The following is a 26,926-nucleotide window of genomic DNA, read 5'->3' on the forward strand; positions in this document are numbered from 1 at the left end:
AATACAAGGGGGGATTAGGGATGAAAAAAATGTTCTTGCTATTGCTGGGAGTCATGCTGATTGGAAGTGTCTTTCTGGCAGGATGCAGCAAGGAAGGTGCTTCAGGAGGATCGTCTGATAAAGTGACATTAAACGTTGCTTTATGGGATGAGAATGTTAGTGAAGTGGTAGATAAGTCCATTGAATTATTTAAAGAAAAGCATCCAGAGGTTGAGGTAAAAGTAACCTATACTCCCTATGCTGACTATTGGACCAAGTTAAAAACAAGTCTCGCCGGCGGCAGCGGTCCTGATATTTTCTGGATGAATGGTCCTAACTTTTATCAATATGCATCTACAGGACTTATTAAGGATATTCAGCCGTTAATAGATGGAGACAAATTAGATACTAGTGTCTATACACCTGCATTAGTTGACCTCTACACATACGAGGATAAATTATTTGGATTACCTTATTTTTTAGATTCAATTGGTCTCTTCTATAATAAGAAAATTTTTGATGAAGCTGGCATTCCATATCCAGATGAGACATGGGACTGGTCAAAGGTAGAGGAAGTTGGCAAAAAGCTAACTGATAAAGAGAATGGAATTTATGGTTATATTGCTTCATCATCCAACCAAGCTGGTTACTATAACTTAATTCATCAAGCAGGGGGCTTTATCATAAGTGATGATAAAACAAAATCAGGATTTAACTCTCCTGAAGCGCAAAGCGCACTACAATGGACAAAGGATTTAATGGATGAGGGTATTTCACCTTCAGCTCAGGCACAAATTGAAACAAAGGTAAACCAAATTTTCGGTTCAGGTAAAGCGGCCATGCTGCCGAATATTTCTGTAAATGCTCCTGTTTTGCATGAAATGCTAGGTGAAGACCTAGGTGTTGCGGTTCTTCCTAAAGGAAAAGAACAGGCCAGTATTGTTCATGGGTTAAGCTGGGTTATGAATGAAAAGACAAAGCATGAAGAATTGGCATGGGAGCTGCAAAAAGTGTTATCTGGTGAAGAAGCAGGTAAATGGATGGCGGAATCAGGTTTTAGTATTCCTGCTTACACGGGCACAGAAGATGCATGGTTAGAGTCTATTCCATCTTTAGATCTAAACGTATTCGTTGATAGCCTAGAGTTTGGAGTACCATATCCTGTATCGAAAAATACTGCGGAATGGCAGGAAGTAGAGAATAAAGAAATTCAAGATGCTTTGTTAGGGAAAAAATCGGTTGAAGAGGCTACGAAGAAAATTGCTTCTGAGATGGATAAAATCCTAGCGAAGGAATCCGAAAATTAACGTGGCATGGGAGGCTCGGGGTTTACCGGGCTTCCCCCTGATCTAAACAAAGGGGTGTTAGTTAATGGAAGCGCAAACTGCCCGCTCTAAGCAAATGATTAAAACAACAAACCGCAAAAAAAGATCAAGAATGGCCTCTGTTGAAGCATTATGGGGATACATCTTTATAGCACCTGTTGTATTAGGATTAACCATCTTTTACATAGCACCTGCTGTTTCATCATTCTATCTGGCCTTTACAAAGTGGGATGGACTTACGGCACCTGTTTTCATCGGCCTGGAGAATTTCATCACATTATTTCAAGAAGAAATATTTGTACAATCAATGATCAATACCATTGTATTTACGGTTATATCTGTCCCTATCTCAATTATTTGTGCAACAATAATCGCAGTTTTACTTAATCAAAAAATAAAAGGGATTGTCATCTATCGAACTTTATTTTTTATTCCCGTTGTAACGATGCCGATAGCGATCGGCATGGTTTGGCGCTGGTTGTACAATACAGAATTCGGATTAATAAACTATATTCTAGGCCTGCTTCATTTACCACAGCCAAGTTGGCTGTTTGATGAAAAATTTGCCTTATTTTCTATTATTCTTGTTAGTGTTTGGATGAGTGTTGGATATAACGCTGTTATCTTATTAGCCGGCCTGCAAGGAATCTCAGCAACTTATTATGAAGCAGCAAATTTAGATGGGGCAAATGAATTTCAAAAATTTATGAACATCACGGTTCCTTTATTAACACCAAGTTTATTCTTCGTATTAGTCATGTCAATGATCAATTCACTGCAGGTGTTTGATTTAATCTTTGTCATGATAGGCGATAATGCCTCTTTATTAGATCCTACAAGGACAGTTGTATATAGCGTGTGGGAAAACGGATTTAAATTTTTCAATATGGGATATGCTTCAGCACAAGCGTTAGTATTATTCGTTGTCATCCTTATTATCACGATCATTCAGATGGTTCTCCAGAAGAGATGGGTGCATTATCAGTAGGAGGGATGGAAATGGTGCATGCAGGAAATAGGAAGAAAATCGTTGTCCATGGTTTGTTAATAATCGGATCCATTATTATGATTATGCCTTTTTTATGGATGGTTTCAACATCGTTAAAATCATTCGCCGAATCGATGCAAGTACCGCCAACGATCTTTCCGAAAGAGCTTAAGTTTGAAAATTATCTAGAGGTCTTTGAAAAAATAAATTTTGCTCAATATTACATGAATACGATTATTATTACAGTTGCAAGAACGGCATTTCAGCTCATTCTTTGCTCTCTGGCAGCTTATGCATTTGCTAGATTAAGATTTCCTGGAAAAAATCTAATCTTTATTGCCATCTTATCTGTCCTGATGGTACCTTCACAGGTTGTTATGATTCCAAGCTTTGTCATTATGAGAGAACTAGGATGGATTGATACGTTTTACGCAATTATAGTTCCAGGAATTTTTAGCGCATTTGGAACATTTCTTTTGCGGCAATTCTTTATGGCTATTCCAAAAGAACTGGACGAGGCTGCTAAAATCGATGGCTGTTCCTTTTTTGGGATCTATTGGCGAATCATCATGCCTTTGTCAAAGCCGGCACTTGTTTCACTTGCCATTTTTACGATCTTGGCAGCATGGAATGATTTCCTATGGCCATTAATCGCCACAAACTCAGATGAAATGAGGGTTTTATCGATTGGCATTGCGACATTCCAAGGACAATACGCCACAGAATATCCGCTATTAATGGCAGGAGCGTTAATGTCAACCGCACCAATGATTATCATTTTTTTATTCTTACAAAAGTACTTTATTGAAGGAATTGCACTAAGCGGAGTTAAAGGGTAATTGTATTTTTTTAGTATCTGTTCCAACTTTGCTATTGGCAAAATGGTTTGAATGATTGGATATCTTTAAAAGGAGTGAGGTTATGTCAACTGAATTAAAAACCTCCGTAGGGACTCCAGTGAGTACAACAGGTGTGAGGAGGAAAAAATTTTTTACTCGCCGAGATTGGGCTGGTTATTTATTTTCTGCACCCTTATTGATCGGAATAATAGTGTTTTCAATTTACCCCATGATTGGTGCATTAATCCTCAGCTTTAAAAAATCATCACAATCTTATTCAGGAGAATGGGCAGGCTTAAGTAACTATAAGTATGTCCTAACGGACTCCTTATTTTGGAAATCTGTTTATAATACGTTTTACATGGGCGTATTATCCGTTATTTTAGGTGTATCCTTATCATTTATACTAGCAAGTTTAATTCACAATATTAGCTGGCTAAAATGGAGAAATTTCTTTAAGGGAGTTTACTTTTTACCTAATGTGGTTTCTTTAGTTGCTACAAGTATTCTATTCTCTTTTCTATTTAATCCTGGTAGTGAGGGAATATTAAACTATGTGATTGGATTGTTTGGTATTGAGCCAATTGGCTGGTTTACAGATCCGAAATATGCCCGGTTCAGCATTGTTTTAATGACACTTTGGGGGATGCTTGGATATAACACGATTATATTTATCGCTGCATTAACAAGTGTTCCGAGGGATTTATACGAAGCGGCTGAAGTAGATGGCGCAAACTGGCTAAAAAAATGGTTTTATATAACCGTGCCATATTTAAAACCAATCATTATTTTCATGGTAATTATCGGAACGATTAATGCTATGAAACGATTTACAGATGTCTGGTTAATTGGAGGAACGGCTGGTAACCCTGCAGGCTCATTAATGACAGCTGTTCTATATATCTATCGAAATGGATTTTTATCTTCTCAAATGGGAATAGCGACCGCAGCTTCGTATATCTTATTCTTCTTTATTCTCGTGTTAACGATTTTCTTACAATATTCAAATAGAAAAAGTAACTTTGATTAAGGGGGAATAGGATGAAAGCAGCGTCTATGAAAGAAAATGTTCCTATCAATAATAAATCTCTGAAACATTCAAAAGTCATAGCAGATTGGATCTTAACATCGGTATTACTAGTGGGTTCGTTGGTTATGATTATTCCTTTCATTTGGATGGTTTTAACAAGCTTTGACTGGGCTGCAAGGCTAAAGATCCCATTTCCGCCAAGATTTTGGCCAGAGGAGTTCTCTATTAGAACGTATCAAATGGCTTTCACAAATATCCCAATGCTAAAGTATATGATTAACTCTCTAATCGTTTCAGTAGGTGTTATTTTGGTCAGCCTTATGTCGGCGCTATTATCAGGATATGCGATTTCAAAGCTGAAATTTAAAGGGGCAAATATCGTACTTATATTGGCATTAAGTACCATGATGATCCCCTTTGAAATGACGATGATCCCACAATATTTAATGTTTGGCGAGTTTAAGCTTTTAGATACGTATTGGGCTTTCTTTTTGCCTGCATTAAATTATGCATTTGGAACGTTCTTAGCGAAATCTTTTATCGACCAGCTTCCAGGGAGTTTACGAGAAGCTGCAATAATTGATGGCGCTAGTGAACTAACCGTTTTTATAAAAGTATATTTACCTTTATGTATCCCAATCCTTGCAACAATGGTCATTCTCCAATTCTTAGCCGTTTGGAATGATTTGTTATGGCCGTTATTAGCATTAAAAACGCCAGATAAATTCACAATTCAATTAGGATTAGCCATGTTTTCCTACAATAAAGATTTGCCATTGCCTTCTGTTATTATGGCTGCAACGACAGTAAGTTTAATTCCCGTCATTGTTCTCTATTTGTTCCTGCAACGATTTATTGTAGAAAGCATAGCTCTTTCCGGTATTAAACAATAAAACTTTTTGAGGGGGTGAGGTGAAACAAAGCAAGTTGATGATCATCTTTGTTTTTACAGAAGCGGAATCAAACAAATTAGAGGGGGTAAAAAAATGATCAAAAAAATTTGGATTATGATTATCGCTTTGCTAATGTTTGTTTCAATGGCCGCTTGTTCTTCTTCCTCTAGCAGTGAGGTTGAAAAAAGCGATGTTGATGTTGTTTCTGAAGTTGAGGGGACTGTTCGTGTCTCTCTCGCTGGCTGGCAGTTAGAAAGTGGAATTGATCCTATTACAGGCATTGAAAATATGGGATTTAATGATTTTGTTAAAAAAGAATTTGAACCAAGATATCCAAATATTAAACTAGAAGTTTACCAGGTACCTTGGGAAAATGCTCAGGCAAAACAAACGGCCATGTTACAGTCAGGAGATGTAGACATTATTTATACGGGAGGAGCTTTTGCTTCACAATGGCAGCAACAGGGCTTATTAAGAGGGTTAGATGACTTAATTGAAAATGATTCTGCATTTGATCCTAATATCTATTTAAAAGGTGTTTGGGAAAACTCTTATAGTACAAAATCCTATGATAAGAAAGTTCATTTTGGCATTCCTGCTGTGTTAGGCAGAAGAATTATCATGTATGATAAACAGCTGTTTGATGAGTGGGGAGTAGAGTACTTATCTGAAAACCCAACACCTCAAGAAGTATTAGAGAAAGCTAAAGCAATGACTGGAAAAAATCCAAAAACTGGAGAAGAAAACTTCGGCATTTGGTGGGATGGAAAATCTCTAAATGCTTCATCCTTTGTTGCTTTAAGTCACGCTTTTGGTGCAACTGGAGGAGAAGGGACATTAAATGATTTAAAAAATATTAAGTGGAAATTGAATTCGCCAGAAATGGTCAAAATATTTGAATGGTTAAAAGAGGCAGCCAAATATGCTCCTCCTGGTATTTTAAATACACAAGGAAATGAAAACTTTGGATTAGAAAAAAATAATATTGGGATTCATCTTGATGCTACCGGGGCCAGCACAATGGGAGAAGTTAAAGCTTCAGGAAATAAAGAGTTGCTTGACCGGTTTGAATCAACTCTAAATCTTGGACCAAATGGTGAAGGATGGGTTGCGGTTGATCCTTTTGTAATGGCTAAAGATGCAAAGAATGTTGAAGCATCGTGGGAGGTTTTGAAGTTCCTATCAGGCCCTATTACTCAAGAATGGAACTATGTGAATTTTAAAAGTACTCCAACCCTTGCAGATGCTAGTTTTGTCGAGGAAGATGATAAATACATGAAAACAGCAATGGAAATTGCTCAAATTTCAAAATCAACATTACTAGATGAAGCAAATCCGTTCTTCGGAAGTGAAATTGTGCCTGCTATTAATGGATTTATTAGTAAGGCACATAACGGCAATGCACCTGATATTCAATCCTATTTAGATGATTTACAATCAAGAGCCGAAAAATGGTCTGCAAATCAGTAAATTGCTTTTTACCCAATAGAGAAGAGTATGATCCTCTCTATTGGGTATCTATTGTTTTACATTAACAATATAACAACTCTATCAAACAATTAAACAGGAGGATAAACATGAAACTAGGTTTAAGCTCATATAGTTTATATTCGGCTTTAAAGTCAAAGGAATTAGATATTTTGCAAGCGATTGAATGGATTGCTGAACAAGGCGGAGAGCATATTGAAATTGTACCAATGGGTTTTTCATTAGACGATAATCCATCATTAACAGATGAAATTCGTCAAAAAGCTGAAGCGGTTGGGATTGAGATTTCGAATTATGCGATAGGCGCAAATTTTATCACATCAGATGAAGGTCAATATGAACAGGAAATAGAAAGAGTATTAAAACAAGTTGATATCGCAAATCGTCTTGGGGTAAAACGTATGCGTCATGATGTAGCTTGGCGGCCGATTGGAGAGATCTCAATCCAGCAATTTGAAGAGGATTTGCCAAAGCTTGCAGATGCATGCAAACGTATAGCCGATTATGCGACAGCTTATGATATTACCACGAGTGTTGAAAACCATGGATATTTTGTTCAAGCAAGTGACCGTGTACAAACACTGCTTCATCACGTCAATAAGGCAAATTTTAAAACGACTTTGGATACAGGGAATTTTTTATGTGTGGATGAGAACCCTATTTCAGCAATAAAGAAAAATATTTCCGATGCTTCTATGGTTCATATTAAAGATTTTTATTACCGGACTGGAAAACAAGATCCCGGGGAAGGCTGGTTTCAAACAGCCGCAGGAAATTATTTAAGAGGTTCAATAGTTGGTCATGGCGATATTGATATATATGAAGTTATTAAGGTTATTAAGAATTCACATTATGATGGCTATATTTCGATTGAATTTGAAGGAATGGAAGAGTGTAAGCAAGGTTCAAGAATTAGCATGGACAATGTCCGCAGAATTTGGGAACAAGTTTAATAGAATAGAAAAGGAGAAGATAAGATATGAGTAAACTTAGAGTAGGGGTTATCGGTGCCGGTTCGATTTCAGATATGCATTTACAATCGTATGAAAAAAATGAAAACGTTGAGCTAGTCGCTGTTTGTGATCTTAATATTATAAGAGCAGAAGAAAAAGCAACCCGCTATGGTGCTTCAACCTATTATAGTGATTTTCAATCATTATTGGCTGATGAAACAATTGATGCAGTCAGTATTTGTACATGGAATCATTCACATGCAGAAATTGCGATTGCTTCCTTAAAAGCTGGCAAACATGTATTAGTTGAGAAGCCGTTATGTACAACGGTTGAAGAGGCTAAGGAAATTGAAGAAACCGTAAAACACACGGGAAAGGTTCTTCAAGTAGGCTTTGTCCGCAGATATGCTTCAAATACGAAGATCTTAAAGGAATTTATAGATGCAAACGAACTTGGGGAAATTTATTATGCAAAAGCTTCATGCTTAAGAAGATTAGGAAATCCAGGCGGATGGTTTTCAGACAAAGAAAGATCCGGCGGGGGGCCGCTTATTGATCTAGGTGTTCACGTTATCGATATTTGTTGGTATTTAATGGGGAAACCAAAGGTAAAAACAATATCCGGCAATACATATTCTAAGCTGGGGAACCGAGCAAATGTTCAAAATCTATCATTCTATAAAGCTGCAGATTATGATCCAGATAAAAACTCGGTTGAAGACTTGGCGAATGCATTGATTCGTTTCGAAAATGGTGCTTCCTTAATGGTTGATGTAAGTTTTACCCTTCACGCTAAAAAAGATGAAATTGCTGTCAAGCTATATGGAGATAAGGGCGGAGTGGAGATCGAGCCCGAACTATCCATTATTACGGAAAAGTATAATACGATTCTAAATGCTACCCCGCAAGTAGATTCGTTAACATTCGATTTTGTTCAAGGGTTCCAAAATGAGATTAACCATTTTGTCCTAAGCTGTCTTGGTGAAACTGAAACATTAAGTCCAGTAGAAGATGGTGTCGAGATGATGAAAATTTTATGCGGGATTTATGAGTCTAGTCAAAAAGGCACTGAAATCAGCTTTGACTAACTTTTAGAAAATTTGAAGAGGATGTTCAAAACCAAAGGGTAAGACCCTCTAACACAATATAGAATCTAAATCTCTATAAACTTTATGTTTGTAGGAGTGAACGGACCCTTTTGAGCCATCCTCTTTTTTTTTTTTAGGAGCCAATGATGAATAAAGGATTAGAAATAAAAAGATTTGATACCATAGAGTATGTGCATGAAGTCAAAAGTGAATTTTCCAATCGAGGGATGGAAAGAACTGACACTTATTTTGAAAGATGCTTCAACGAAAATATCATTGGTGAAAGGGTAACGTTATTGGCCTACTATCAAGGCAATTTAGCTGGGTGCGGTCATTTAATTAACACATCAAGTTATCCTTTCTTCCTTGAAAACAGGATTCCAGAGATTAATGATCTAAACGTTTTCCCTGAATACAGAAGAAGAGGAATTGCGGGAAACTTATTAGACGAGTTTGAGAGAATTGCCTCTGAAACTCATGAAATCATTGGAATTGGAGTAGGATTATACAAGGATTATGGAAGTGCTCAAAGGCTGTATTGCAAAAAGCAATATATTCCTGATGGAAATGGAGTATTTTATCAAAATGAGCAAGTGAAACCTGGAAATACTGTACCAGTAGATGATGAATTGGTGTTATTTTTTACGAAACAGCTATCTAAAGGCTAAAAATTTATCTTTCAATTTTTAGTAATTAAACAGGGTCAGACCCCTCCAACAAACAAGAATATATGGATTCTACCTATTTAAGATCCAATATATTGTGTTCGAGGGGTCTGACCCTTTAATCTTAAAACATCCTTCTTTTCTAAGCCGCGTACCTATTTCTTTAATAATAGATACATAAAATATGGTGCACCAATTAAAGCGACCATTATTCCTGCTGGAATCCCGTCAGGTTCAATCACATTGCGGCCAATTGTATCTGCTAGTAATAACAGCCATCCTCCTATTAGAATGGCAACCGGGATAAACAGTTGATTCCTTGGCCCAACTAAAGCCTTTGCGATATGCGGCGCCAAAAGACCAATAAATGCGATTCCCCCTGTGACAGAAACAGCTGATGCGGCAAGGGCAACGGCAGTTAAAAGCAGGGTAATGCGTTCCTTTTCAATGGAAACTCCAACACCGATTGCTACAGGCTCACTTAAGGTTAGCAGATTCAAGCGATTGGCTTTATAGATCGTAAAAGGTATCAGAATGACCAGCCAGGGGAGTATAGCTAAAATAAATGGCCAGTCTGTTCCCCATATACTTCCGGCTAACCATTGAGCAATAAAGTCAACCTTTGTCCGTTCTGCAGATGAAATCAGGACGATCATCACCCCAGAGAGCGCCATGGAAAATCCGACTCCAATTAACACTAATCTTACCGGCTGCAGGCCGGTTGTTCGATTGTAAGAAGAAACATAGATTAAGCATGCAGTTACTAACGCACCGAAAAAAGCGACAATCGGGAGCAAATAAACAAATGAACCTGCCTCGATAGGGAAAAACAAAAAGAAAATAGCAATTGCCACACCAGCACCTGAATTAATCCCAATAATCCCGGGATCGGCCAAATCATTGCGGGTGATTCCTTGTAAAATGGCTCCGGATAAGGCAAGTGCCATCCCTGCCAATAAAGTAATCAAAATTCGCGGCAAACGTACTGAAAATAAGACAAATTCCTCTTTAAAGGTGCCTTGGCCGAGGAGTGTTGGCAATAATCTGTCATACGATAGCGATGCATAGCCTAATCCCGTCCCAATGACGATCGTTAAGAGAATGAGTGCAAATAAAACACATAAAATGAAACGTTGTTTTTTTAGTAAGGCTGGTTGGATCATGAGAAAGTTTTGCCTCCTTTATGCACGATCAATAAGAAGAAAGGTAAGCCCATCATTGCAACAATAGCTGCAACAGGTGTTTCAAATGGAGCATTGATCGTCCGGCCTAATGTATCAGCAAATAGCATAAAGGTTGCACCAATGATCGCTGAAGTTGGGATAATATAACGGTAATCTGTTCCAACTATGGCTCGAACGATATGGGGAACCATTAACCCAATGAACGCCATATTTCCGACAAGCGACACAGCTGCACCGGCTAATAAAATGATGACAATAAAAAGAATGGATTTAATATAGACGATCTTTTGACCTAAGCCAACAGCAACCTCTTCACTTAAACTAAGAATGGTCAGTTGTCTTGAAAAGAATAGGGAAATCAAAATGCCAACGACGATAAATGGGATGATCACATAAAGCTGGCTCCATGAAGTCCCGATTAATCCTCCAGATGTCCACATGGAGACATCCTTGGAGATTTTGAAATAAATTCCAATTCCCTCTGCTATGGCATAGAGGAAGGCAGAAACAGCTGCACCAGCTAACACGATGCGCAGCGGAGAAAAGCCGCCTTTTTTCATGGCGCCAATACCGAAGACCATAAATGTTCCAACGGCAGCTCCAATAAAACATGCAATCATAATACCGTAGTAATTAACAGTAGGGAAAAAGGCAAGGGTTATAGCAAGTGCCGCATTAGCCCCAGCAGTCAGTCCAAGTAAGCCAGGATCTGCGAGCGGATTCCTGGTAAGTCCCTGCATAATCGCTCCGGAAACGGAGAGTGCGGCGCCGACAAAAATGGCAGCAATTTCACGTGGCAAACGAATTTCACGAAGAATGGATATGCTGTCACTTTTTACAGTCGAAGTGACTGCGAGCCATACATCCTTGATGGTTGTGTCTGCAGCCCCAAAAACCATGGACGCAATAAATATACCTATAAATACAATAAGGCAAGCAATCAATTTAAATATAAACGGGAGTTTATTTAGTTTAGTCATCACAGTCTCTCATCTTTTCTTTTATATAGTAGGATAAAAGGAAAAGAGGCTGTCTCTAATAGACCTTACCCTCCAACAAACACAATATACGGAACTTTTACTAGTTTAAGATCCTATAAAGTTTGCTGAGGGGTTCGCTTTGAGACAGCCTCCTGAAAAAATATTATTTGCCTAGAAAGCTATTAATGAAGAAGTCAAGTTGGTAATCTAATGTAAGTGGATCATTAAAATAGAATTCTTTTGCATTAACTTCAAATACTTGATTGTTCTTAACAGCTGGAATGTTTTTATAAGTCTCTGTTTCTTGGAATGAATTATCCGTGTCTGCATCCTTGCTAAGGATAACGTAATCACCGGCAAATTCAGGCAATACTTCTAGAGATAAAGCATACCATCCATCTTTTAACGCCATTTCTTTTACTTTTTCAGGCATTGCCAATTTCATTTCCTGGTAAAGGATTTCAGTTCCGCGTCCCCAATTATCTCCATAAACATATAATTGCTTATCCCAGTTTTCAATAACAGAAACGGTTGTATCTTCACCGATTTTTGCTTTGATTTCTTGACCAGCCTCTTGTGCACGCTTCTTAAAATCATCGATCCAAGCTTGTGCTTCTTCTTCCTTGTTTAATAGTTTACCAATTTCTAAGTGTTGTGTTAAATAATCAACTTTTCCATATGTGAATGTGACAGTAGGTGCGATTTCACTTAATTTATCAACATTTTTTATATTAGATAAACCTATGATTAAATCTGGTTCTAATTCAATAATTTTTTCTAAACTTTCATCTGTTACAACTTCAGCATCTTTTAATTTTTCTTCAAAATGAGGATTCGCTTTAGACCATGAGTCAACCCCAACAAGATTTACATCTAAAGCCATGACGTTTCCTGCAAAGGATGAAAGAACGACTACACGCTGCGGATCAGCAGGTACTTCAATCGGTCCATTTTCAGATTGATAGGTGATTGTTTCCGATTTTTTCTCTTCTGGTGCTGAACTGCCTTCTTTTTCGGCTGAGTTGTTGCCGCAGGCACTAATAATTAACAGCAAGAGTAGTGTAAGAGGAATCAGTAGTTGTTTCTTCATTATTGTGTTCTCCTTTTAGTAAGTTGTATGTTATACACATTGGTTTATTTGTTCGCGGGTCACGCCCAATTTGAGCATCTATTTGGAAAACCTGCTTTAGTACCTCATGAGTCATGACTTCCTCGCAATCGCCAGCTTTGACAATTTCACCATCTCTTAACGCGATGATATAGTCTGCAAACCGGGCCGCTTGATTTAAATCATGCAGAACCATGATAATCGTACGTTCCTGCTCGATATTAAGCTTTTGTAAAAGCTCAAGGACCTCTAGTTGATGAGCCATATCCAAATAGGTTGTTGGTTCATCAAGGAAGATAATCTCTGTCTCCTGTGCAAGGGCCATAGCAATCCATACTCTTTGGCGCTGTCCTCCTGATAATGCATCAACCGGACGGAACTTAAAATCCTTTGTCCCAGTTACTTCCAGTGCCCAGTCAATCACTTCATAATCCTTTTTCGTTAACCTGCCGAATCCTTTTTGATAAGGAAAGCGGCCATAGGATACTAGTTCGCCAACCGTTAATCCGCTTGTACTTTCAGGTGTTTGCGGAAGAATCGCCATCTTTTTGGCAAGTATTTTCGTATTCTCTTTTGATATATTTTCTCCATCTAAAATAATTGTTCCGGATTGATGTGGAATAATACGAGTGATTGCTTTTAACAGGGTAGATTTCCCGCAGCCATTAGAACCAATTATGGTTGTGATCTTTTTATCTGGAATTTCTACGCTGAGATCATTCACAATTAGACGTTCACCATACCCAATTTTTACGTTTTTTGTATATAGGCGAACCATTATGTAACCTCCATTTATTTTGAATAGTAAGAAAAAGGAAGATAAATGATAATGATTATCAAAATCGATCCTGTCATTACTATAAATTGAACTTTTTCTATTGTCAACCTGATTTTTATTGTCAAAGGAGAAAAGACGGAGTATATTTAAATGAGAATGATAATCAATTATAATTGGTTGCCAGAGGAGTGAGCAGATCGTGAATGAACATGAATTATTTGATGTTACCATCATTGGAGGAGGGCCAGCGGGGCTTTACTCAGCTTTTTACAGTGGACTGAGAGAAATGAAAACGAAGTTAATCGAATACCAACCGCAATTAGGCGGAAAAATCCATGTCTATCCGGAAAAAATGATTTGGGATGTTGGAGGTCAAACTCCAATTCTAGGTGAGAAGTTAATTGAACAGCTTGTCAAGCAAGGACTAACGTTTAACCCAACAGTTGTTTTAAATGAAAAGGTAGAATCGATTGACCGCAATGAGGAAGGCATGTTCGTGTTACATACTGCTTCTGGTCAAAAGCATTTAACAAAAACAGTGATTGTTGCTGTTGGAGGCGGGATCTTGAACCCTCAAAAGCTTGAAATTGAAGGAGCGGAGAAATTTGAAGTAACAAATTTGCATTATACAGTAAAATCCTTAAAGCGTTTCAAGGACAAAACGGTGATTATTTCCGGGGGAGGAAATTCTGCGATTGATTGGGCAAATGAATTGGAGCCGATCGCTAAAAAGGTTTATCTTGTCTATCGCAAAGGAACTTTGACAGGTCATGAGGCACAGGCAACACAGCTAATGAATAGTTCTGCAGATTGTCTCTTTCATACATCTATTTCAAAATTAATCGCTTGTGATGATCATGATGTGATTGAACGAATTGAATTACGAAACCATGAAACAGGCGAGGTTTCTTATTTGGCCATTGATGAAGTCATCATTAATCACGGGTATGAACGGGATGCAACATTGCTCACAAATAGTGAAGTGAATATTTCCTTGGCGGACCAATACTATATTGCAGGAAATGCTGTGAGTGAATCTTCAGTTGAAGGAATTTACGCTGCAGGTGATATCCTCAAGCATGATGGGAAATTGAATCTAATTGCAGGTGCTTTTCAAGATGCTGCTAACGCTGTAAATAAAGCAAAGCAATTTATTCAGCCGGATGCAGCAAAAGTCGGAATGGTTTCTTCTCATAATGAAGTTTTTAAACAACGTAATCGGGAAATCGTGAAGGAAATGATGAAATAAGTACAAAACAGGGCAGTTTTAGGGAATGGCAATTCTCTAGGACTGCCCTGTTTGGCTTCACTATTGACAATAAAAGAAGAATGTGGTATCAAAAATAAGTAGAGATTAGCACTCTCGTCATTAGAGTGCTAATTTATCGTTACATAAATACATGGTTAAATTTACGTTGTTTTCATTTAGAAAGGGGAGACTGTAATGGCTAAGAAGGAATTCAAAGCAGAATCTAAAAGACTATTAGAAATGATGATTAACTCGATTTATTCACAGCGTGAGGTATTTTTAAGGGAGTTAATTTCAAATGCAAGTGATGCGATTGATAAAATCTATTATAAGGCTTTAACAGATGATACATTAACCTTTGTTAAAGATAGTTACTATATTAAAGTATCTGCAGACAAGGAAAATAGAACGTTAACCATCATAGATACTGGGATTGGAATGACCAAGGAAGAGCTTGAGGCGAATCTTGGAACGATTGCCAAAAGCGGCTCTTTAGCATTTAAAAATGAAAATGAATTAAAAGATGGCCATGATATCATTGGGCAATTCGGAGTTGGTTTTTATGCCGCCTTTATGGTAGCTGACGTTGTAACAGTTATTAGTAAGGCGCTAGGCAGTGAAGAAGCTTATATGTGGGAATCTACCGGAGCTGATGGCTACACAATTACACCACATGAAAAAGCTGCTGTCGGAACGGAAATTATTTTGAAGATCAAAGAGAACACAGAAGATGAAAACTATGATGAGTTCTTACAGGAATATCGTTTAAAATCGATTATTAAAAAATATTCTGACTTTATTCGCTACCCTATTAAAATGGATGTTTCCGGACAAAGACCGAAAGAAGACAGCGAAAATGAATTAGAAGAGTACCAAGAAGAGCAAACAATCAACAGCATGGTTCCGATTTGGAGAAAAAATAAAAGTGAACTGACTGATGAGGATTATGAGAAGTTTTACACAGAGAAGCATTACGGGTTCGATAAACCGCTAAAACATATCCATGTTAGTGTTGATGGGACAATAAGATATAATGCGATTTTGTATATTCCGGAAAAGATGCCATTTGATTATTACTCAAAGGAATATGAAAAAGGCTTAGAGCTTTATTCAAATGGTGTACTAATCATGAACAAATGTGCTGATCTGCTTCCTGATTACTTTAGCTTTGTAAAAGGAATGGTTGACTCTGAGGATCTTTCTCTTAATATTTCAAGGGAAATGCTGCAACATGATCGCCAATTAAAGCTTATTGCAAAGAACATTAACAAGAAGATCAAAAATGAATTGCAAAGTTTATTGAAAAATGAAAGAGAAAAGTATGAAGAGTTTTATAAATCCTTTGGCAGACAGTTAAAATACGGTGTATACAGTGATTTTGGAAGCAATAAAGAAGTTTTACAGGATTTGTTGATGTTCTATTCATCAAAAGAGAAGAAAATGGTTACTTTAGATGAATATGTATCAAGAATGCCTGAGGATCAAAAGTATATTTACTACGCTTCAGGTGAATCAATTGAAAGAATTGAAAAGCTGCCGCAAACAGAACTCGTTTCAGATAAGGGATATGAAATTTTATTCTTTACAGAAGATATCGATGAATTCGCAATCAAAATGATCATGAATTACAAAGAGAAGCAATTCAAATCTGTTTCAAGCGGTGACTTAGGAATAGAAGCAGATGAGAAAGAAAACAACCAATCGAATGATCATGAGAACAAAGAACTCTTTGACTATATGAAATCCATTCTATCTGAAAAAGTAAAAGATGTCAGAGCATCTAAGCGTTTAAAGACTCATCCAGTTTGCTTATCAACAGAAGGGGAAGTTACCATTGAAATGGAAAAAATCCTCAATGCCATGCCTGATAACCAAAATATTAAAGCGGAAAAAGTTCTAGAGATAAATGTAAATCACGATGTATTCAATTCATTAAAAGATGCATATGAAACAGATAAAGAGAAGGTAAACCTATATACGAATCTCTTGTACAATCAAGCTCTTTTAATTGAAGGATTGCCTATTATTGATCCAGTTGAGTTTACAAACGATATATGCAAAGTAATGGTGTAAACTAAAACCCATCAGCCTTGGCTTTATTTAAAGCTTTAGGCTGGTGGGTTTTTTATATAAGCATATCTCAAAATATCATATGGCGTCGCTTTTAAACAGATGTCACTCGTTCGGAAGACTCGTTTACATTTCTTTTATCTTCTTTCATAAACATTCTTAGGAAAAACAGCGGGTAAATTAAAAGATACAAGTTCATGGCCCACCATGTGAAATCAAAGTCTTTGCTGTAAATCCAAAAGGCAATGGCCTGTAAGCCAGAACAGAAGGTCAATACTAAAGAGATCAAGGCGAATGTTTTCCAAAGTTCTTTGCCTTTTTTATATAAGTACAAGCTGGAAAGCCCAGTAATGGAAATCAAAATATCCAAAGGGAAAAATGACCAGTTCCATGCGATGATAATTGAATGATTATAATCCTTAAACGCCCAGCTTTTAGGAATAATATTAAAAAATGTAGCAATCCAATAAAGAATAAACCCTATATCTGTTACTAAGAAAAATGGCTTTAAATATTTCATCATTTCCCTTCGGTCACCTGCTGACTATACGCTTTTTCGTGCTCAACAGCTAAGTTTAATGTTGTTACACCTACGATGATCAAAATGATGGAAAGAACTTTAAGCTTATTAAAGCTTTCGCCAAAATAAAAAACACCTATACATGTAATAAGTAATATGCCCATACCAGACCAAATGGCATATGCAATTGAGACATCGATTGTCTTTAATGTCAATGTTAAAAAAACGAGACTGCCAACATAGAAGATTAGCAGTAGAATACTTGGCAAAAGCTTGGTAAACCCTTCGGATAATTTCATACTTGTTGTTCCAGCTACTTCAAGTAAGATAGCAAGGCACAAAAAAATCCATGCCATGATTGGTCCCCCTTTATGATCGAATCGTTATCCCGTTTAAAAGGATGTCCATAACAGTTTGCAGTCTCTCTCCAAATGTTTGCTGACGCTGATTAGAAGAAATCGGATCATAGATTTGATTAATAGCCCCTAAATAGAGCTCAATAAAGGCTTGTAAATTTATTGGACGAATCAATCCTTGCTCAATTCCTTGCTCCATTAACTGAAGGACAATAGACCACTCCTTTTTTATAAAGTAGTCCAGCTTTTCCCATTGATGATAGTGATGCTTTTTTAAATCTGATAATAAACGCATATCCATTATTTCAAAATCTTTGGGCGTACAGCAGAGAATTTGATTAATTTTTTCAAGCAGCTCCAAGTCATCATTTTCTGCAATTTCTTTTTCCTTTTCTTTTATTTGTGAAATAAGGTTATCGATAATCATCTCAATCATTTGGTCTTTTGATGAAAAGTGATCATAAATTGTTCTTTTGCTTGTTCCGAGCTTTGTGGCCAATTCACTAATTGTAAAAGTAAATCCTTTTTGCTGAATGAGTGAGATTGCTTCATTTAAAATCCTATCTTGCAAAGTTACCCTTCCTCCCCTCTCGGTACCAATAAAACCTACTTGGTTTCATTAGTATTTTATTGGATTTTTTATGAAATATCAATAAATTTTCCCAAGAAGATCCCATCCAGATAAAATACGACAAATGAATATGAATTTCAAAATAGCTCAAAAATAGGAGGACGTGGTAAATGATTGTTAAGTTCCAACCAATGAACTTTTTTAGTAAATATAACTGAATGAAACCGCTGCATATTCAGTAAAAATAGTAAAATATCATAAAAATATTGTTGTTATCTACTAGATACTTTGATATTATTATAAAAAGAAAGCGTTTCACTATTTTTCTTAAGTAAAGTTTACTAAAAAATATAAGGTCAATAAAATAAAGGATCGTTTTACCTGAAAAATAGGAGTGAAAAACAAATGGGTATTCAATTTGATGAAAAAAACAATTTATTTCATTTACAAGCAAAAGATACAAGCTATGTGATGCAAATTATCCGCGATGGGTATTTATCACAACTTTATTGGGGGAGAAAGGTAAAACAATTCAATCATTCCAATAAGCTCCAGTTTGTAGACCGGGCTTTTTCTGGGAATCCTTATCCTTCAAAGGATCGGACATTTTCATTAGATACACTGCCACAGGAATATCCTGGCTACGGGAATACAGATTTCAGGCATCCAGCCTACCAAATTCAATTAGATAATGGGACAACCGTGACAGACTTGCGCTACAAATCCCATCTTATCTATAATGGGAAACCAGGACTTGAGGGCTTGCCAGCCGTATACGTGGAGAATGAGAATGAAGCAGAAACCCTTGAAATAACATTGGAAGATGCTATTGCGGATATAACAGTACTATTGACTTATACCGTTTTTGAAAACCGTAATGTTATCACCAGAACGGCAAAAATAATGAATAATGGTTCGAAAACGGTTAACTTGCGCCGTGCATTAAGTGTAAATATTGATTTCCGTGATGCCGATTTTGATTTTCTTCATTTATCTGGTGCCTGGGGAAGAGAGCGCCACGTTGAAAGGCAGCCGCTCAGATCAGGGGTCCAATCTGTAGAAAGCCGAAGAGGAGCCAGCAGTCATCAGCAAAATCCGTTCATTGCTTTACTAAGAAAAGGGACAGATGAAAATAATGGTGAGGTTTTTGGCTTTAATCTTGTATACAGCGGTAATTTCATCGCACAGGCAGAGGTAGATCAGTTTAAAAACACGCGGGTCTCTTTAGGTATTAATCCATTTGACTTTAATTGGATACTAGAGCCTGGTGAAGCTTTTCAATGCCCTGAGGCTGTAATGGTTTATTCACATGAAGGACTTGGCGGAATGTCAAGAACTTTCCATGATCTTTATCGTTCACGTCTCTGCAGAGGAGAATTCCGCGATAAAGAACGTCCAATACTCATTAATAACTGGGAAGCGACATATTTTGATTTCAACGCAGAAAAGATTGAAGAAATTGCTAGAGCAGGAAAAGAATTAGGGATCGAGCTATTCGTATTAGACGATGGATGGTTTGGTAAACGTGATGATGATACATCATCACTTGGTGATTGGTTTGTTGATAAAAATAAATTGCCGAACGGCCTTGAAGACTTAGTAAAACGTGTCAGTAATATGGAAATGGAGTTTGGATTATGGTTTGAGCCTGAAATGATATCTGTTAATAGTGATCTATACAGAGAGCATCCAGATTGGTGTCTGCATGTTCCTAATCGCACACGTTCCGAAAGCAGAAACCAATTAATTCTTGATTTTTCTAGAAAAGAAGTATGTGATGCAATTATTAAAATGGTGTCTGATATCTTGAGCAGTGCACCAATAACATATGTAAAATGGGATATGAATCGTCATATGACAGAAATTGGATCCGCTGTTTTACCTGCTGAAAAGCAAAAGGAAACAGCACATCGGTACATGCTTGGGCTGTACAGAGTAATGGAAGAGATTACGACAGCATTTCCGCACGTTCTTTTTGAAAGCTGTTCAGGCGGAGGCGGACGATTTGATCCCGGTATTCTTTATTATATGCCGCAAACATGGACAAGTGATAATACGGATGCCATTTCACGCTTGAAAATTCAATATGGCACAAGTCTTGTCTACCCGATTAGCTCAATGGGATCCCATGTATCAGATGTTCCGAACCACCAAGTTCATCGCTTTACCTCAATCGATATTCGAGGAGATGTAGCAATGTCGGGTAACCTCGGCTATGAACTAGACCTGACCAAATTAACGGATCAAGAAAAAGAAGCAGTTATAGAACAGGTCGCTCAGTATAAGGGAATTAGAAAACTGATTCAATTTGGTGACTTCTACCGATTGTTAAATCCTTTCGAAGGAAATGAAGCAGCATGGGCATTTGTGAATAAAGAAAAGGATGAAGCGGTTGTCTTTTATTTCCGTATCCTATCAGAAGCCAATAGTCCATTTGAGAGCTTTAAAGTGAATGGACTGGATCCATCAAAGGTGTATAAAGTAGAAAACACAGATGAAAAATATGGCGGAGATGAGCTTGAGTATGCAGGGCTAAGTGTTCCTGCAGAAGTAAAAGGCGACTTCCAAAGCTATGTCTGGCATTTAAAAGCCGTAGAAAATGAATAGTAACGATTATAAGCCCTGCACTTTGTTTATCTTAGTGCAGGGCTTCCTGTATTTATTTGACTTTCTTCTCAATCGTTAACACACGATCTGGTTCACGTTCAAAGCCATCGATTTCTAAGCGGTCTTTGAAAACCTTGATAATGGAATAAGCGTTTGTATTCGGTGTCTCCACCATTCCTTGGAAGTTAACATAGTAAACACCATTTTTCTTTGCGTAATTTCCAGCATGATTATGACCATTGAAATAGGCAGCAACATTACCAGCAGCTTCGAACTTTTCAATAATTGCCTCGTCATTCCAAACATTGTGCATATTTTCTGGATAGACTGGCATATGTGAGAAGACAATCACTTTTTGATTCTTTTTCTTCGCATCATTAAGGACTTCGTCCAGCCATATCATTTGATCCTGGCTTAGACCGCCATTCCAAGTCTGGGCATTGGCTGCTCCGCTTTCCTTTAAGGAAGTATACATTGTTTGCGCTTCTTGGTACTTTACAGAACCCTCAGGATTTGCATAGAAGCTTAGGTCGTTTGTATCTAGAACGACAAAACGCCAGCCCTTATGGCTGAAATCGTAATATTGATTGGACATCCCCAGAATATCGACAACCTGATTTGTCGTCACAGGGAAGTCATGGTTTCCAAGCACATGGTACTTAGGCCCTTCAATCTGATTATAGATGGGAAGAATGGTAGAAAAACTAGATAACTCACGATCAATTATGTCACCGAGCTGTACAGTAAAGGCTAAATCATGCTGATTGAAGGTTTGTGCTGCACTTGCTAGCTTGTCCACTGAATTTCGGTAGAACCTGGTTCCAGGTGCATCACAATCACAATATTGAGCATCAGCGACAAGTCCAAATTCAAAGCTCGGTTTTTTATCCGCCTCTTTAGCCATTACATCTGATGTCGGATTTAAGGCAAAAATCGATAATCCAAGAACAGTAGCTGTACAAATCCCTTTCAGTTTCTTTACAAATTCCATCCTCATATCTCCTTCAAAAAAATTTTTTAATAACAAGTTCTCATCAATAATAACGTATAAAAAGAATACTAGTGATTAAGTTTACTAAACATTTAAAATAGTTTAATGAATTTACATTTCTTTAAAAAAGACATGAAACAATCTGAATTTGTAAGCGTTCTCTCCCAACATGTGTAATGGTATGATTAAAAACAGAAGATTAAGATTATTTAATAGAGGATGTTTTGTATGGTGATCAAAAGGTTGGTATCAAATCTATTAGAAAAACTAACTTTAAAGAAACGAATCGTTCTTATTTTTTCTGTCGGTACGCTAATTCCTTTTATTTGTACAGTGCTCATTTCCTACAATGCAATGACCACAATCCTTAGCAGTAAACTGGATGCGGGTATAAGAAGTCATTTAAAAAATGTGCAACAATCAATAGAGAGTACAATAGACAACTTAAACCACGTTTCACAGCAGCTTGCTATTCCAGGAAGTGTTGGAACCAAATTGGCCTCGTATTACTATTCCGATGAACCATACAATCGTGCGAATCTTTACCATGAAATTAAAACAGAACTGAATGAAATTACCTTCACCAATCCAGGCATTGGCTTAACGATGTATTACTTTGAAAAAGAAAACAGGTATCTCTTTAATACCTTCGGTGTGAAAAACGGCATATCTATAAACCATTTGCCTTTGCTGGTTGATCATTATAAAATCGCAACCAATGGTCCGCATATTAGTCATGAACTTCATAGCAATGACTATGTATTTTCCGTTTTACGGAAGGTGGATTTGCCTGATAGGGATGATGCGTATGTTTATATAGAATCTAATTTAGAACAAACGCAAATGATTTTGCAAAGAAATCAACCGGATGATCAATATCATTATTTAATTTTAGATAATAAAGGAAGGATCGCTTACAGCGAATTAGCTCAACTATTTCCAAAGCATGCACGTTTTGCTGCTGAAAATCCCACTGGAAATTCAGGATTGCTGAAAGATTATTATTGGTTTAAGGAAACGAGTAAGCAGGGATGGAGCATAATATCGTTAATTCCTTCAGCAAAGTACAATGAAGAGAAGAATGAGTGGATTGTTCATATGATTTATTTAGCGGTTCTTTTTGGTGTGCTGAGTCTGAGTATTGCTTGGTTGTTATGGATGATGGTCTATAAGCCCCTGCAGAAATTTGATAAGGAAATCAATGGGATGATTCAAAATGAATTTCAATCACAAACTGTCAAAATGAGGATTCCTGAATTTGATTATTTGCTAAAACAGTTTCACAAGATGAAAACACAAATTTCATTCTTATTTAGAGAGGTGGAACAAAAAGAAAAACGAAGAGCAGACCTTGAGGTAGAAAAACTATTGTATCAAATCAACCCGCATTTTCTCATGAATACATTAGATACGGCAAATTGGCTGGCAGTTATGAATGATCAAAAAGAAATTAGTTCACTTGTCTCATCGTTAAATAAGCTGCTGCATTATAATTTAGGAAAAGCTGGACAAACTTCATCAATTATGGAAGAGATTGAAATAATTAAGCAATATTTAGCTATTCAAACTTTCCGATATGACCTGGATTTTGAAGTCAGAATGAGCCTGAAAGATCAAAAAAAAATGAATACACCTGTACCACGCTTTATTCTTCAGCCGCTTGTTGAAAATGCAATCTATCATGGACTTGGAGATGAAGGATACATTCATATTGAAGTAAAAGATCTTTATAACCATATTCAAATAGGTGTTCACGATAATGGTGCAGGAATCTCTGATAATCTTATTCATCAGCTATTAAACTATAATCAAGTGGAACAGCAAAGAGCCGGGATGGGGATCGGCTTAAACTATGTAAAAAGAATGTTAGAAAATTTTTATGAAGGCAAAGCAAACTTAGAGATTGAAAGTGTTGAAGGACAGGGGACGAGTATCTATATGACGATACCAGTTTTGGAGGTGGAAGCTCGTGATTAATGTTCTTATCGTGGATGATGATAAATTAGTGAGAAAAGGGCTTATTTCAACGATGCCATGGGATAAATATGGGCTGAAGGTTGTTGGAGAAGCCAACAATGGGGTAAAAGCATTAGAGTTTATTGAATCAAATGAAGTAGATTTGCTGCTGACCGATTTAGCGATGCCCGTGATGTCAGGACTTGAATTAATGAGGGTTGTCAGCAAGAGTCATCCCCATATTTCAATCGTTGTTTTAACGATGCATCAGGAATTTGAATCCATTCAAGATGCATTGCGTTTAGGGGCAATCGATTATATTGCCAAGGTTCAAATGGAAGCAGAATCTTTTGATCAGGTTATTGAAAGAATCTTAAGCCGAATGGTTGAATCACAAAGCAAAGCTGGACCGCGTGTTACATGGGAAAGACTCGAGGGGCTTGATATCGATGAAGGCTTTGCCATTCTATCATTAACTAGTTCAGATGAGCTAAATACAATAAAAATAGAAGAATATCAATTGGACTTACCTGCAAGCAGAATTGGGATGGGGGTGTGGTTTTGGAGATGTGATAGGAATAGCCAACAAGTAGTTGACTATGTTGGAGCAAATAGTAAGCTCGAAAATACCTGTTATGTGATGATGAAACTAAAAGGGCTTAAAGGAAAGCAAAAAAGTGAGATTCAACAATTGTTAATAGACTATAAAGAAAAACATTTTTTTTATGAATATCATCCAGATCATAAAGTTATAGAACTTTATTTACATGACTTGGTAAGGGAACCTACTCCGATTGATAAGAAAAAAATTACCGACATAAAGGAACAGTGGATGAGTACCAAATGGGTTCAGCAGATTGCTGTTTTTGAAAAGCTTGTTCAAGAATTAAAAGAATTGCATTTGCCAACTACAAAATTAATGAACTTATTATTTAGTTTTGTAAATGAATGGAGCAAGATGTATCCCCTGGTCAAAATAACATTAACATTACCAGATGAAATTAATAGCTGGTATGAAGTGAATAGCTGGATTTACAAGGTTAGGAATATAATTAATGAAACCATTAGCAGCAATTTTGTTAGTGGAGGTGTTCATGAAAGCATAACAAAAGCAATGAGAATCATTCATGATGAATTATCCAGCCAGATTCATGCATCTGCTATTGCAAAACGAGTCAATATGAGCCGCAGTTATTTTAGTCAATGCTTTAAAGAAACAGTAGGAATGACATTTAATGAATATGTCCGTCATGTTCGCATTGAAAAGGCAAAGGAGTATTTAAGCCATACCAATATAACAATCAATATGATTGCTGAAAGTACAGGCTATATGGATGAGAAATATTTCAGCCGAATTTTCCGAAAAGAAACAGGTGTTTTACCTAGTGAATATCGTAAAAGATGTAAGAAAGGTTGATATTTGTTCTCTAATGGTAGGATAGATGTTTGATAACGAAGAGAAAAAGAAAACTAAAAGATTTTATTGGCGATATTTCATACATTATTCACCCTAAATTAGAAACCGCTTTCTATCTTGGAAGCGGTTTCATTCATGTTATAGTAAGGTTGTCAATTTTAAAACAAACAAAATTGGGGGAAAACACATGCACAGGTTTAAACAAGCTTTTATTATTTTACTAACAATGATGTTGTTTATTGTTACAGGGTGTGCAAATTCTTCATCAGAGGAGACGAGTCAAACTTCAGAAACAAATTCAAAAAATCCGCCTGATCCATTCGGAAAATATGAAGAACCGGTTACCATTCAAATTGGACAAGAAGTTGATCCGAGTGATACAAGTTTGCCAGCAGGCGATACACCGTTAGATAACCAATATACGCGAAGTGTAAAAGAAAATTTAAATATTAATGTGGAACATCACTTTACAGCTTCACCTTCCAACTATGATCAAAAAGTCAGCTTAGCTATTGCAAGTAATGATTTACCAGATGCGATGATCGTTGGGCCTGTGGAATTAAGACAAATGTATGAAGCTGGACAGCTTGAGGATTTAACAGAGGTTTATGAGCAATATGCTTCTCCTGCAATAAAGAGGATCCTGGAAAGCACGGATGGACTGGCAAAAAAGAGTGTGACATTTGATGGGAAAATGATGGCCATTCCTAGCGTGCAATTGCAGGCTGACGGAGTCCATTTATTATGGGTACGTCAAGATTGGCTTGATAAATTAGGTCTGAAACCGCCTAAAACCGTTGAGGATTTAGAAAAAGTAGCAAAAGCTTTTGTTGAACAGGATCCGGATGGGAATGGAAAAGCTGATACGATTGGCTTATCTGGACCTGATACAAATAACAAACTTTACGCAAATTTCCTTGAATCGACAAACAATTTATATGGATTTGATGGCATCTTTTCTGCATACAATGCTTATCCTGGCTACTGGCTGGAAGGAGAAGATGGGAAACCAGTTTATGGATCGACCCTGCCGGAAACAAAAGAAGCGCTAGCTAGATTACGAGATTTATACGATAAAGGATTAATTGACCAAGAAATGGGTGTCCGAGAGGATTCTGGTGAATCGATTATTAGCGGAAATTCAGGAATGTTCTTTGCTCCATGGTGGATGCCGTATGGACCTATAACAGATGCTGTGAATACAAATCCAAAAGCAAATTGGCAAGCATATGCGCTGCCGCTTGATGCTGAAGGAAAATACAGTCCTCATTTAAGCACACCGTCCAGCCGTTTCGTGGTTGTACGGAAAGGATACGAGCATCCGGAAGCAGCAATGAAAATGTTAAATAACTTGTTAGCAAATGAAGCGACATTTGATCCAAGTAAAGGCGGACCAGGGTTTTATCCGCTAAGACTTGTATTTGCCCCGTCAGATGAAACGGAATATAGTGTTAAAGCGCTTAGAGAAGTATTGGCAGGTACAAAAACAGCGGAAGATTTTAAGGATAAACCTGAATATAAGCTGTTAGTTTCAGATGCTGAAAAAATTAAAACGGTTAAGCTGGAGCCATATGACAAATTGGATATGCAATACTGGGATCCTAAGGCAGATTTAGGTGCATGGACACGTGTCTATGCACTTATGGTAGGCGGCACACCACTTGTTGATCAAGAAATGAATGGAGTGTACAGTCTCACTTATGCACAAACAAAGACGATGGAAAGCAGATGGGTAAATCTTAAGAAAATGGAAGACGAAATTTTCCTAAAAATTGTGATGGGTGCAGCACCACTTGATGCATTCGATGAGTTTGTAGAGGATTGGGAAAAACAAGGCGGGAAACAAATTACAAAAGAAGTAGCGGAGATCGCAAAGCAGTAAATCTCGGAT

At 37.1% G+C, this 26,926-nt stretch carries 23 protein-coding genes; 15 read left to right on the forward strand and 8 right to left on the reverse strand.

Annotated elements, in window-relative coordinates:
* Nucleotides 1–20: 20 nt before the first annotated feature.
* The 9 genes from WQ54_RS08935 (at nt 21) to WQ54_RS08975 (ending at nt 9,251) form a co-directional block, all read left to right on the forward strand.
* Complete coding sequence (locus WQ54_RS08935; protein ID WP_046515177.1) at nt 21–1,286, forward strand: sugar ABC transporter substrate-binding protein; 1,266 nt, start codon at nt 21–23, stop codon at nt 1,284–1,286.
* A 64-nt stretch (nt 1,287–1,350) separates the two neighbouring features.
* Nucleotides 1,351–2,292, forward strand: coding sequence for a carbohydrate ABC transporter permease (locus WQ54_RS08940; RefSeq protein ID WP_156177839.1), 942 nt, complete (start codon nt 1,351–1,353; stop codon nt 2,290–2,292).
* 5 nt (nt 2,293–2,297) lie between these two features.
* Entirely contained in the window at nt 2,298–3,131 is an 834-nt protein-coding gene (locus tag WQ54_RS08945) for a carbohydrate ABC transporter permease (protein ID WP_046515180.1), read from the forward strand.
* Nucleotides 3,132–3,213: 82 nt separating this feature from the next.
* Nucleotides 3,214–4,161: a carbohydrate ABC transporter permease gene (locus WQ54_RS08950; protein WP_046515182.1), complete on the forward strand. Its 948-nt coding sequence runs from the start codon at nt 3,214–3,216 to the stop codon at nt 4,159–4,161.
* Between the two features lie 11 nt (nt 4,162–4,172).
* Nucleotides 4,173–5,054 carry a carbohydrate ABC transporter permease gene (locus WQ54_RS08955; protein ID WP_231597484.1) on the forward strand — a complete coding sequence of 294 codons (882 nt, stop codon included), beginning with the start codon at nt 4,173–4,175 and terminating at the stop codon, nt 5,052–5,054.
* A 93-nt stretch (nt 5,055–5,147) separates the two neighbouring features.
* Complete coding sequence (locus tag WQ54_RS08960; protein ID WP_231597485.1) at nt 5,148–6,524, forward strand: extracellular solute-binding protein; 1,377 nt, start codon at nt 5,148–5,150, stop codon at nt 6,522–6,524.
* Nucleotides 6,525–6,631: 107 nt separating this feature from the next.
* The gene (locus WQ54_RS08965) at nt 6,632–7,495 is read left to right on the forward strand and encodes a sugar phosphate isomerase/epimerase (RefSeq protein ID WP_046515185.1); all 864 of its coding nucleotides are present in this window, start codon (nt 6,632–6,634) and stop codon (nt 7,493–7,495) included.
* A 26-nt stretch (nt 7,496–7,521) separates the two neighbouring features.
* Nucleotides 7,522–8,583, forward strand: coding sequence for a Gfo/Idh/MocA family protein (locus WQ54_RS08970; RefSeq protein WP_046515187.1), 1,062 nt, complete (start codon nt 7,522–7,524; stop codon nt 8,581–8,583).
* Between the two features lie 143 nt (nt 8,584–8,726).
* On the forward strand, nt 8,727–9,251 hold the full coding sequence (locus tag WQ54_RS08975) for a GNAT family N-acetyltransferase (protein WP_231597486.1): 525 nt from the start codon (nt 8,727–8,729) through the stop codon (nt 9,249–9,251).
* A 152-nt stretch (nt 9,252–9,403) separates the two neighbouring features.
* Here the strand turns inward: WQ54_RS08975 and WQ54_RS08980 are convergent, their stop codons facing one another.
* The 4 genes from WQ54_RS08980 to WQ54_RS08995 all read right to left on the reverse strand — a co-directional run bounded on the left by WQ54_RS08980 (nt 9,404) and on the right by WQ54_RS08995 (nt 13,298).
* The gene (locus WQ54_RS08980) at nt 9,404–10,411 is read right to left on the reverse strand and encodes an iron ABC transporter permease (protein ID WP_046515190.1); all 1,008 of its coding nucleotides are present in this window, start codon (nt 10,409–10,411) and stop codon (nt 9,404–9,406) included.
* Nucleotides 10,408–11,412 (reverse strand): iron ABC transporter permease, encoded by a 1,005-nt coding sequence (locus WQ54_RS08985; RefSeq protein WP_046515192.1) that lies wholly within the window; start codon nt 11,410–11,412, stop codon nt 10,408–10,410. The genes WQ54_RS08980 and WQ54_RS08985 overlap by 4 nt, the downstream gene beginning before the upstream one ends.
* Before the next feature lie 163 nt (nt 11,413–11,575).
* The gene (locus WQ54_RS08990; RefSeq protein WP_046515195.1) at nt 11,576–12,502 is read right to left on the reverse strand and encodes an iron-hydroxamate ABC transporter substrate-binding protein; all 927 of its coding nucleotides are present in this window, start codon (nt 12,500–12,502) and stop codon (nt 11,576–11,578) included.
* Entirely contained in the window at nt 12,450–13,298 is an 849-nt protein-coding gene (locus WQ54_RS08995; protein ID WP_046515196.1) for an ABC transporter ATP-binding protein, read from the reverse strand. The genes WQ54_RS08990 and WQ54_RS08995 overlap by 53 nt, the downstream gene beginning before the upstream one ends.
* 199 nt (nt 13,299–13,497) lie before the next feature.
* Between WQ54_RS08995 and WQ54_RS09000 the strand changes: the two genes are divergently transcribed.
* Both WQ54_RS09000 and htpG read left to right on the forward strand, forming a co-directional pair.
* Nucleotides 13,498–14,547 carry an NAD(P)/FAD-dependent oxidoreductase gene (locus WQ54_RS09000; protein ID WP_046515199.1) on the forward strand — a complete coding sequence of 350 codons (1,050 nt, stop codon included), beginning with the start codon at nt 13,498–13,500 and terminating at the stop codon, nt 14,545–14,547.
* 195 nt (nt 14,548–14,742) lie between these two features.
* Nucleotides 14,743–16,620 carry a molecular chaperone HtpG gene (htpG, locus tag WQ54_RS09005; RefSeq protein WP_046515203.1) on the forward strand — a complete coding sequence of 626 codons (1,878 nt, stop codon included), beginning with the start codon at nt 14,743–14,745 and terminating at the stop codon, nt 16,618–16,620.
* Nucleotides 16,621–16,711: 91 nt separating this feature from the next.
* Here the strand turns inward: htpG and WQ54_RS09010 are convergent, their stop codons facing one another.
* The 3 genes from WQ54_RS09010 to WQ54_RS09020 are packed head-to-tail and all read right to left on the reverse strand — an operon-like array spanning nt 16,712 to nt 18,064.
* Nucleotides 16,712–17,137 (reverse strand): YvaD family protein, encoded by a 426-nt coding sequence (locus tag WQ54_RS09010; protein ID WP_046515326.1) that lies wholly within the window; start codon nt 17,135–17,137, stop codon nt 16,712–16,714.
* Nucleotides 17,137–17,493: a multidrug efflux SMR transporter gene (locus WQ54_RS09015; RefSeq protein ID WP_046515206.1), complete on the reverse strand. Its 357-nt coding sequence runs from the start codon at nt 17,491–17,493 to the stop codon at nt 17,137–17,139. The genes WQ54_RS09010 and WQ54_RS09015 overlap by 1 nt, the downstream gene beginning before the upstream one ends.
* A gap of 13 nt (nt 17,494–17,506) precedes the next feature.
* Nucleotides 17,507–18,064, reverse strand: coding sequence for a TetR/AcrR family transcriptional regulator (locus WQ54_RS09020; protein WP_046515209.1), 558 nt, complete (start codon nt 18,062–18,064; stop codon nt 17,507–17,509).
* Nucleotides 18,065–18,469: 405 nt separating this feature from the next.
* On the opposite strand from WQ54_RS09020, the gene WQ54_RS09025 reads away from it, so the two are divergent.
* The gene (locus WQ54_RS09025) at nt 18,470–20,671 is read left to right on the forward strand and encodes an alpha-galactosidase (protein WP_046515212.1); all 2,202 of its coding nucleotides are present in this window, start codon (nt 18,470–18,472) and stop codon (nt 20,669–20,671) included.
* A 52-nt stretch (nt 20,672–20,723) separates the two neighbouring features.
* Here the strand turns inward: WQ54_RS09025 and WQ54_RS09030 are convergent, their stop codons facing one another.
* Nucleotides 20,724–21,662 (reverse strand): metallophosphoesterase, encoded by a 939-nt coding sequence (locus WQ54_RS09030; RefSeq protein ID WP_052737719.1) that lies wholly within the window; start codon nt 21,660–21,662, stop codon nt 20,724–20,726.
* 228 nt (nt 21,663–21,890) lie between these two features.
* Between WQ54_RS09030 and WQ54_RS09035 the strand changes: the two genes are divergently transcribed.
* From WQ54_RS09035 to WQ54_RS09045, 3 genes are all read left to right on the forward strand, one after another.
* Nucleotides 21,891–23,639, forward strand: a complete 1,749-nt coding sequence (locus WQ54_RS09035) for a sensor histidine kinase (protein ID WP_046515215.1) — start codon at nt 21,891–21,893, stop codon at nt 23,637–23,639.
* The gene (locus WQ54_RS09040; protein WP_046515218.1) at nt 23,632–25,035 is read left to right on the forward strand and encodes a helix-turn-helix domain-containing protein; all 1,404 of its coding nucleotides are present in this window, start codon (nt 23,632–23,634) and stop codon (nt 25,033–25,035) included. The genes WQ54_RS09035 and WQ54_RS09040 overlap by 8 nt, the downstream gene beginning before the upstream one ends.
* Nucleotides 25,036–25,222: 187 nt before the next feature.
* Nucleotides 25,223–26,917 (forward strand): extracellular solute-binding protein, encoded by a 1,695-nt coding sequence (locus WQ54_RS09045; protein WP_046515221.1) that lies wholly within the window; start codon nt 25,223–25,225, stop codon nt 26,915–26,917.
* Nucleotides 26,918–26,926: the final 9 nt, after the last annotated feature.

The organism is Bacillus sp. SA1-12, from assembly GCF_000981385.1.
Classification (GTDB): domain Bacteria; phylum Bacillota; class Bacilli; order Bacillales; family Bacillaceae; genus Metabacillus.

Excerpts from the sequence above, each read along its gene's own strand:
- WQ54_RS08995 (WP_046515196.1), bottom strand. The coding sequence starts at position 13,298 with ATGGTTCGCCTATATACAAAAAACGTAAAAATTGGGTATGGTGAACGT.
- WQ54_RS08980 (WP_046515190.1), bottom strand. The coding sequence starts at position 10,411 with ATGATCCAACCAGCCTTACTAAAAAAACAACGTTTCATTTTATGTGTT.
- WQ54_RS08960 (WP_231597485.1), top strand. The coding sequence starts at position 5,148 with ATGATCAAAAAAATTTGGATTATGATTATCGCTTTGCTAATGTTTGTT.
- WQ54_RS08975 (WP_231597486.1), top strand. The coding sequence starts at position 8,727 with ATGATGAATAAAGGATTAGAAATAAAAAGATTTGATACCATAGAGTAT.
- WQ54_RS09045 (WP_046515221.1), top strand. The coding sequence starts at position 25,223 with ATGCACAGGTTTAAACAAGCTTTTATTATTTTACTAACAATGATGTTG.
- WQ54_RS09010 (WP_046515326.1), bottom strand. The coding sequence starts at position 17,137 with ATGAAATATTTAAAGCCATTTTTCTTAGTAACAGATATAGGGTTTATT.
- WQ54_RS08945 (WP_046515180.1), top strand. The coding sequence starts at position 2,298 with ATGGAAATGGTGCATGCAGGAAATAGGAAGAAAATCGTTGTCCATGGT.
- WQ54_RS08955 (WP_231597484.1), top strand. The coding sequence starts at position 4,173 with ATGAAAGCAGCGTCTATGAAAGAAAATGTTCCTATCAATAATAAATCT.
- WQ54_RS08985 (WP_046515192.1), bottom strand. The coding sequence starts at position 11,412 with ATGACTAAACTAAATAAACTCCCGTTTATATTTAAATTGATTGCTTGC.
- WQ54_RS09015 (WP_046515206.1), bottom strand. The coding sequence starts at position 17,493 with ATGGCATGGATTTTTTTGTGCCTTGCTATCTTACTTGAAGTAGCTGGA.
- WQ54_RS09030 (WP_052737719.1), bottom strand. The coding sequence starts at position 21,662 with ATGGAATTTGTAAAGAAACTGAAAGGGATTTGTACAGCTACTGTTCTT.
- htpG (WP_046515203.1), top strand. The coding sequence starts at position 14,743 with ATGGCTAAGAAGGAATTCAAAGCAGAATCTAAAAGACTATTAGAAATG.
- WQ54_RS09025 (WP_046515212.1), top strand. The coding sequence starts at position 18,470 with ATGGGTATTCAATTTGATGAAAAAAACAATTTATTTCATTTACAAGCA.
- WQ54_RS09035 (WP_046515215.1), top strand. The coding sequence starts at position 21,891 with ATGGTGATCAAAAGGTTGGTATCAAATCTATTAGAAAAACTAACTTTA.
- WQ54_RS08940 (WP_156177839.1), top strand. The coding sequence starts at position 1,351 with ATGGAAGCGCAAACTGCCCGCTCTAAGCAAATGATTAAAACAACAAAC.
- WQ54_RS08990 (WP_046515195.1), bottom strand. The coding sequence starts at position 12,502 with ATGAAGAAACAACTACTGATTCCTCTTACACTACTCTTGCTGTTAATT.
- WQ54_RS08950 (WP_046515182.1), top strand. The coding sequence starts at position 3,214 with ATGTCAACTGAATTAAAAACCTCCGTAGGGACTCCAGTGAGTACAACA.
- WQ54_RS08935 (WP_046515177.1), top strand. The coding sequence starts at position 21 with ATGAAAAAAATGTTCTTGCTATTGCTGGGAGTCATGCTGATTGGAAGT.
- WQ54_RS08965 (WP_046515185.1), top strand. The coding sequence starts at position 6,632 with ATGAAACTAGGTTTAAGCTCATATAGTTTATATTCGGCTTTAAAGTCA.
- WQ54_RS08970 (WP_046515187.1), top strand. The coding sequence starts at position 7,522 with ATGAGTAAACTTAGAGTAGGGGTTATCGGTGCCGGTTCGATTTCAGAT.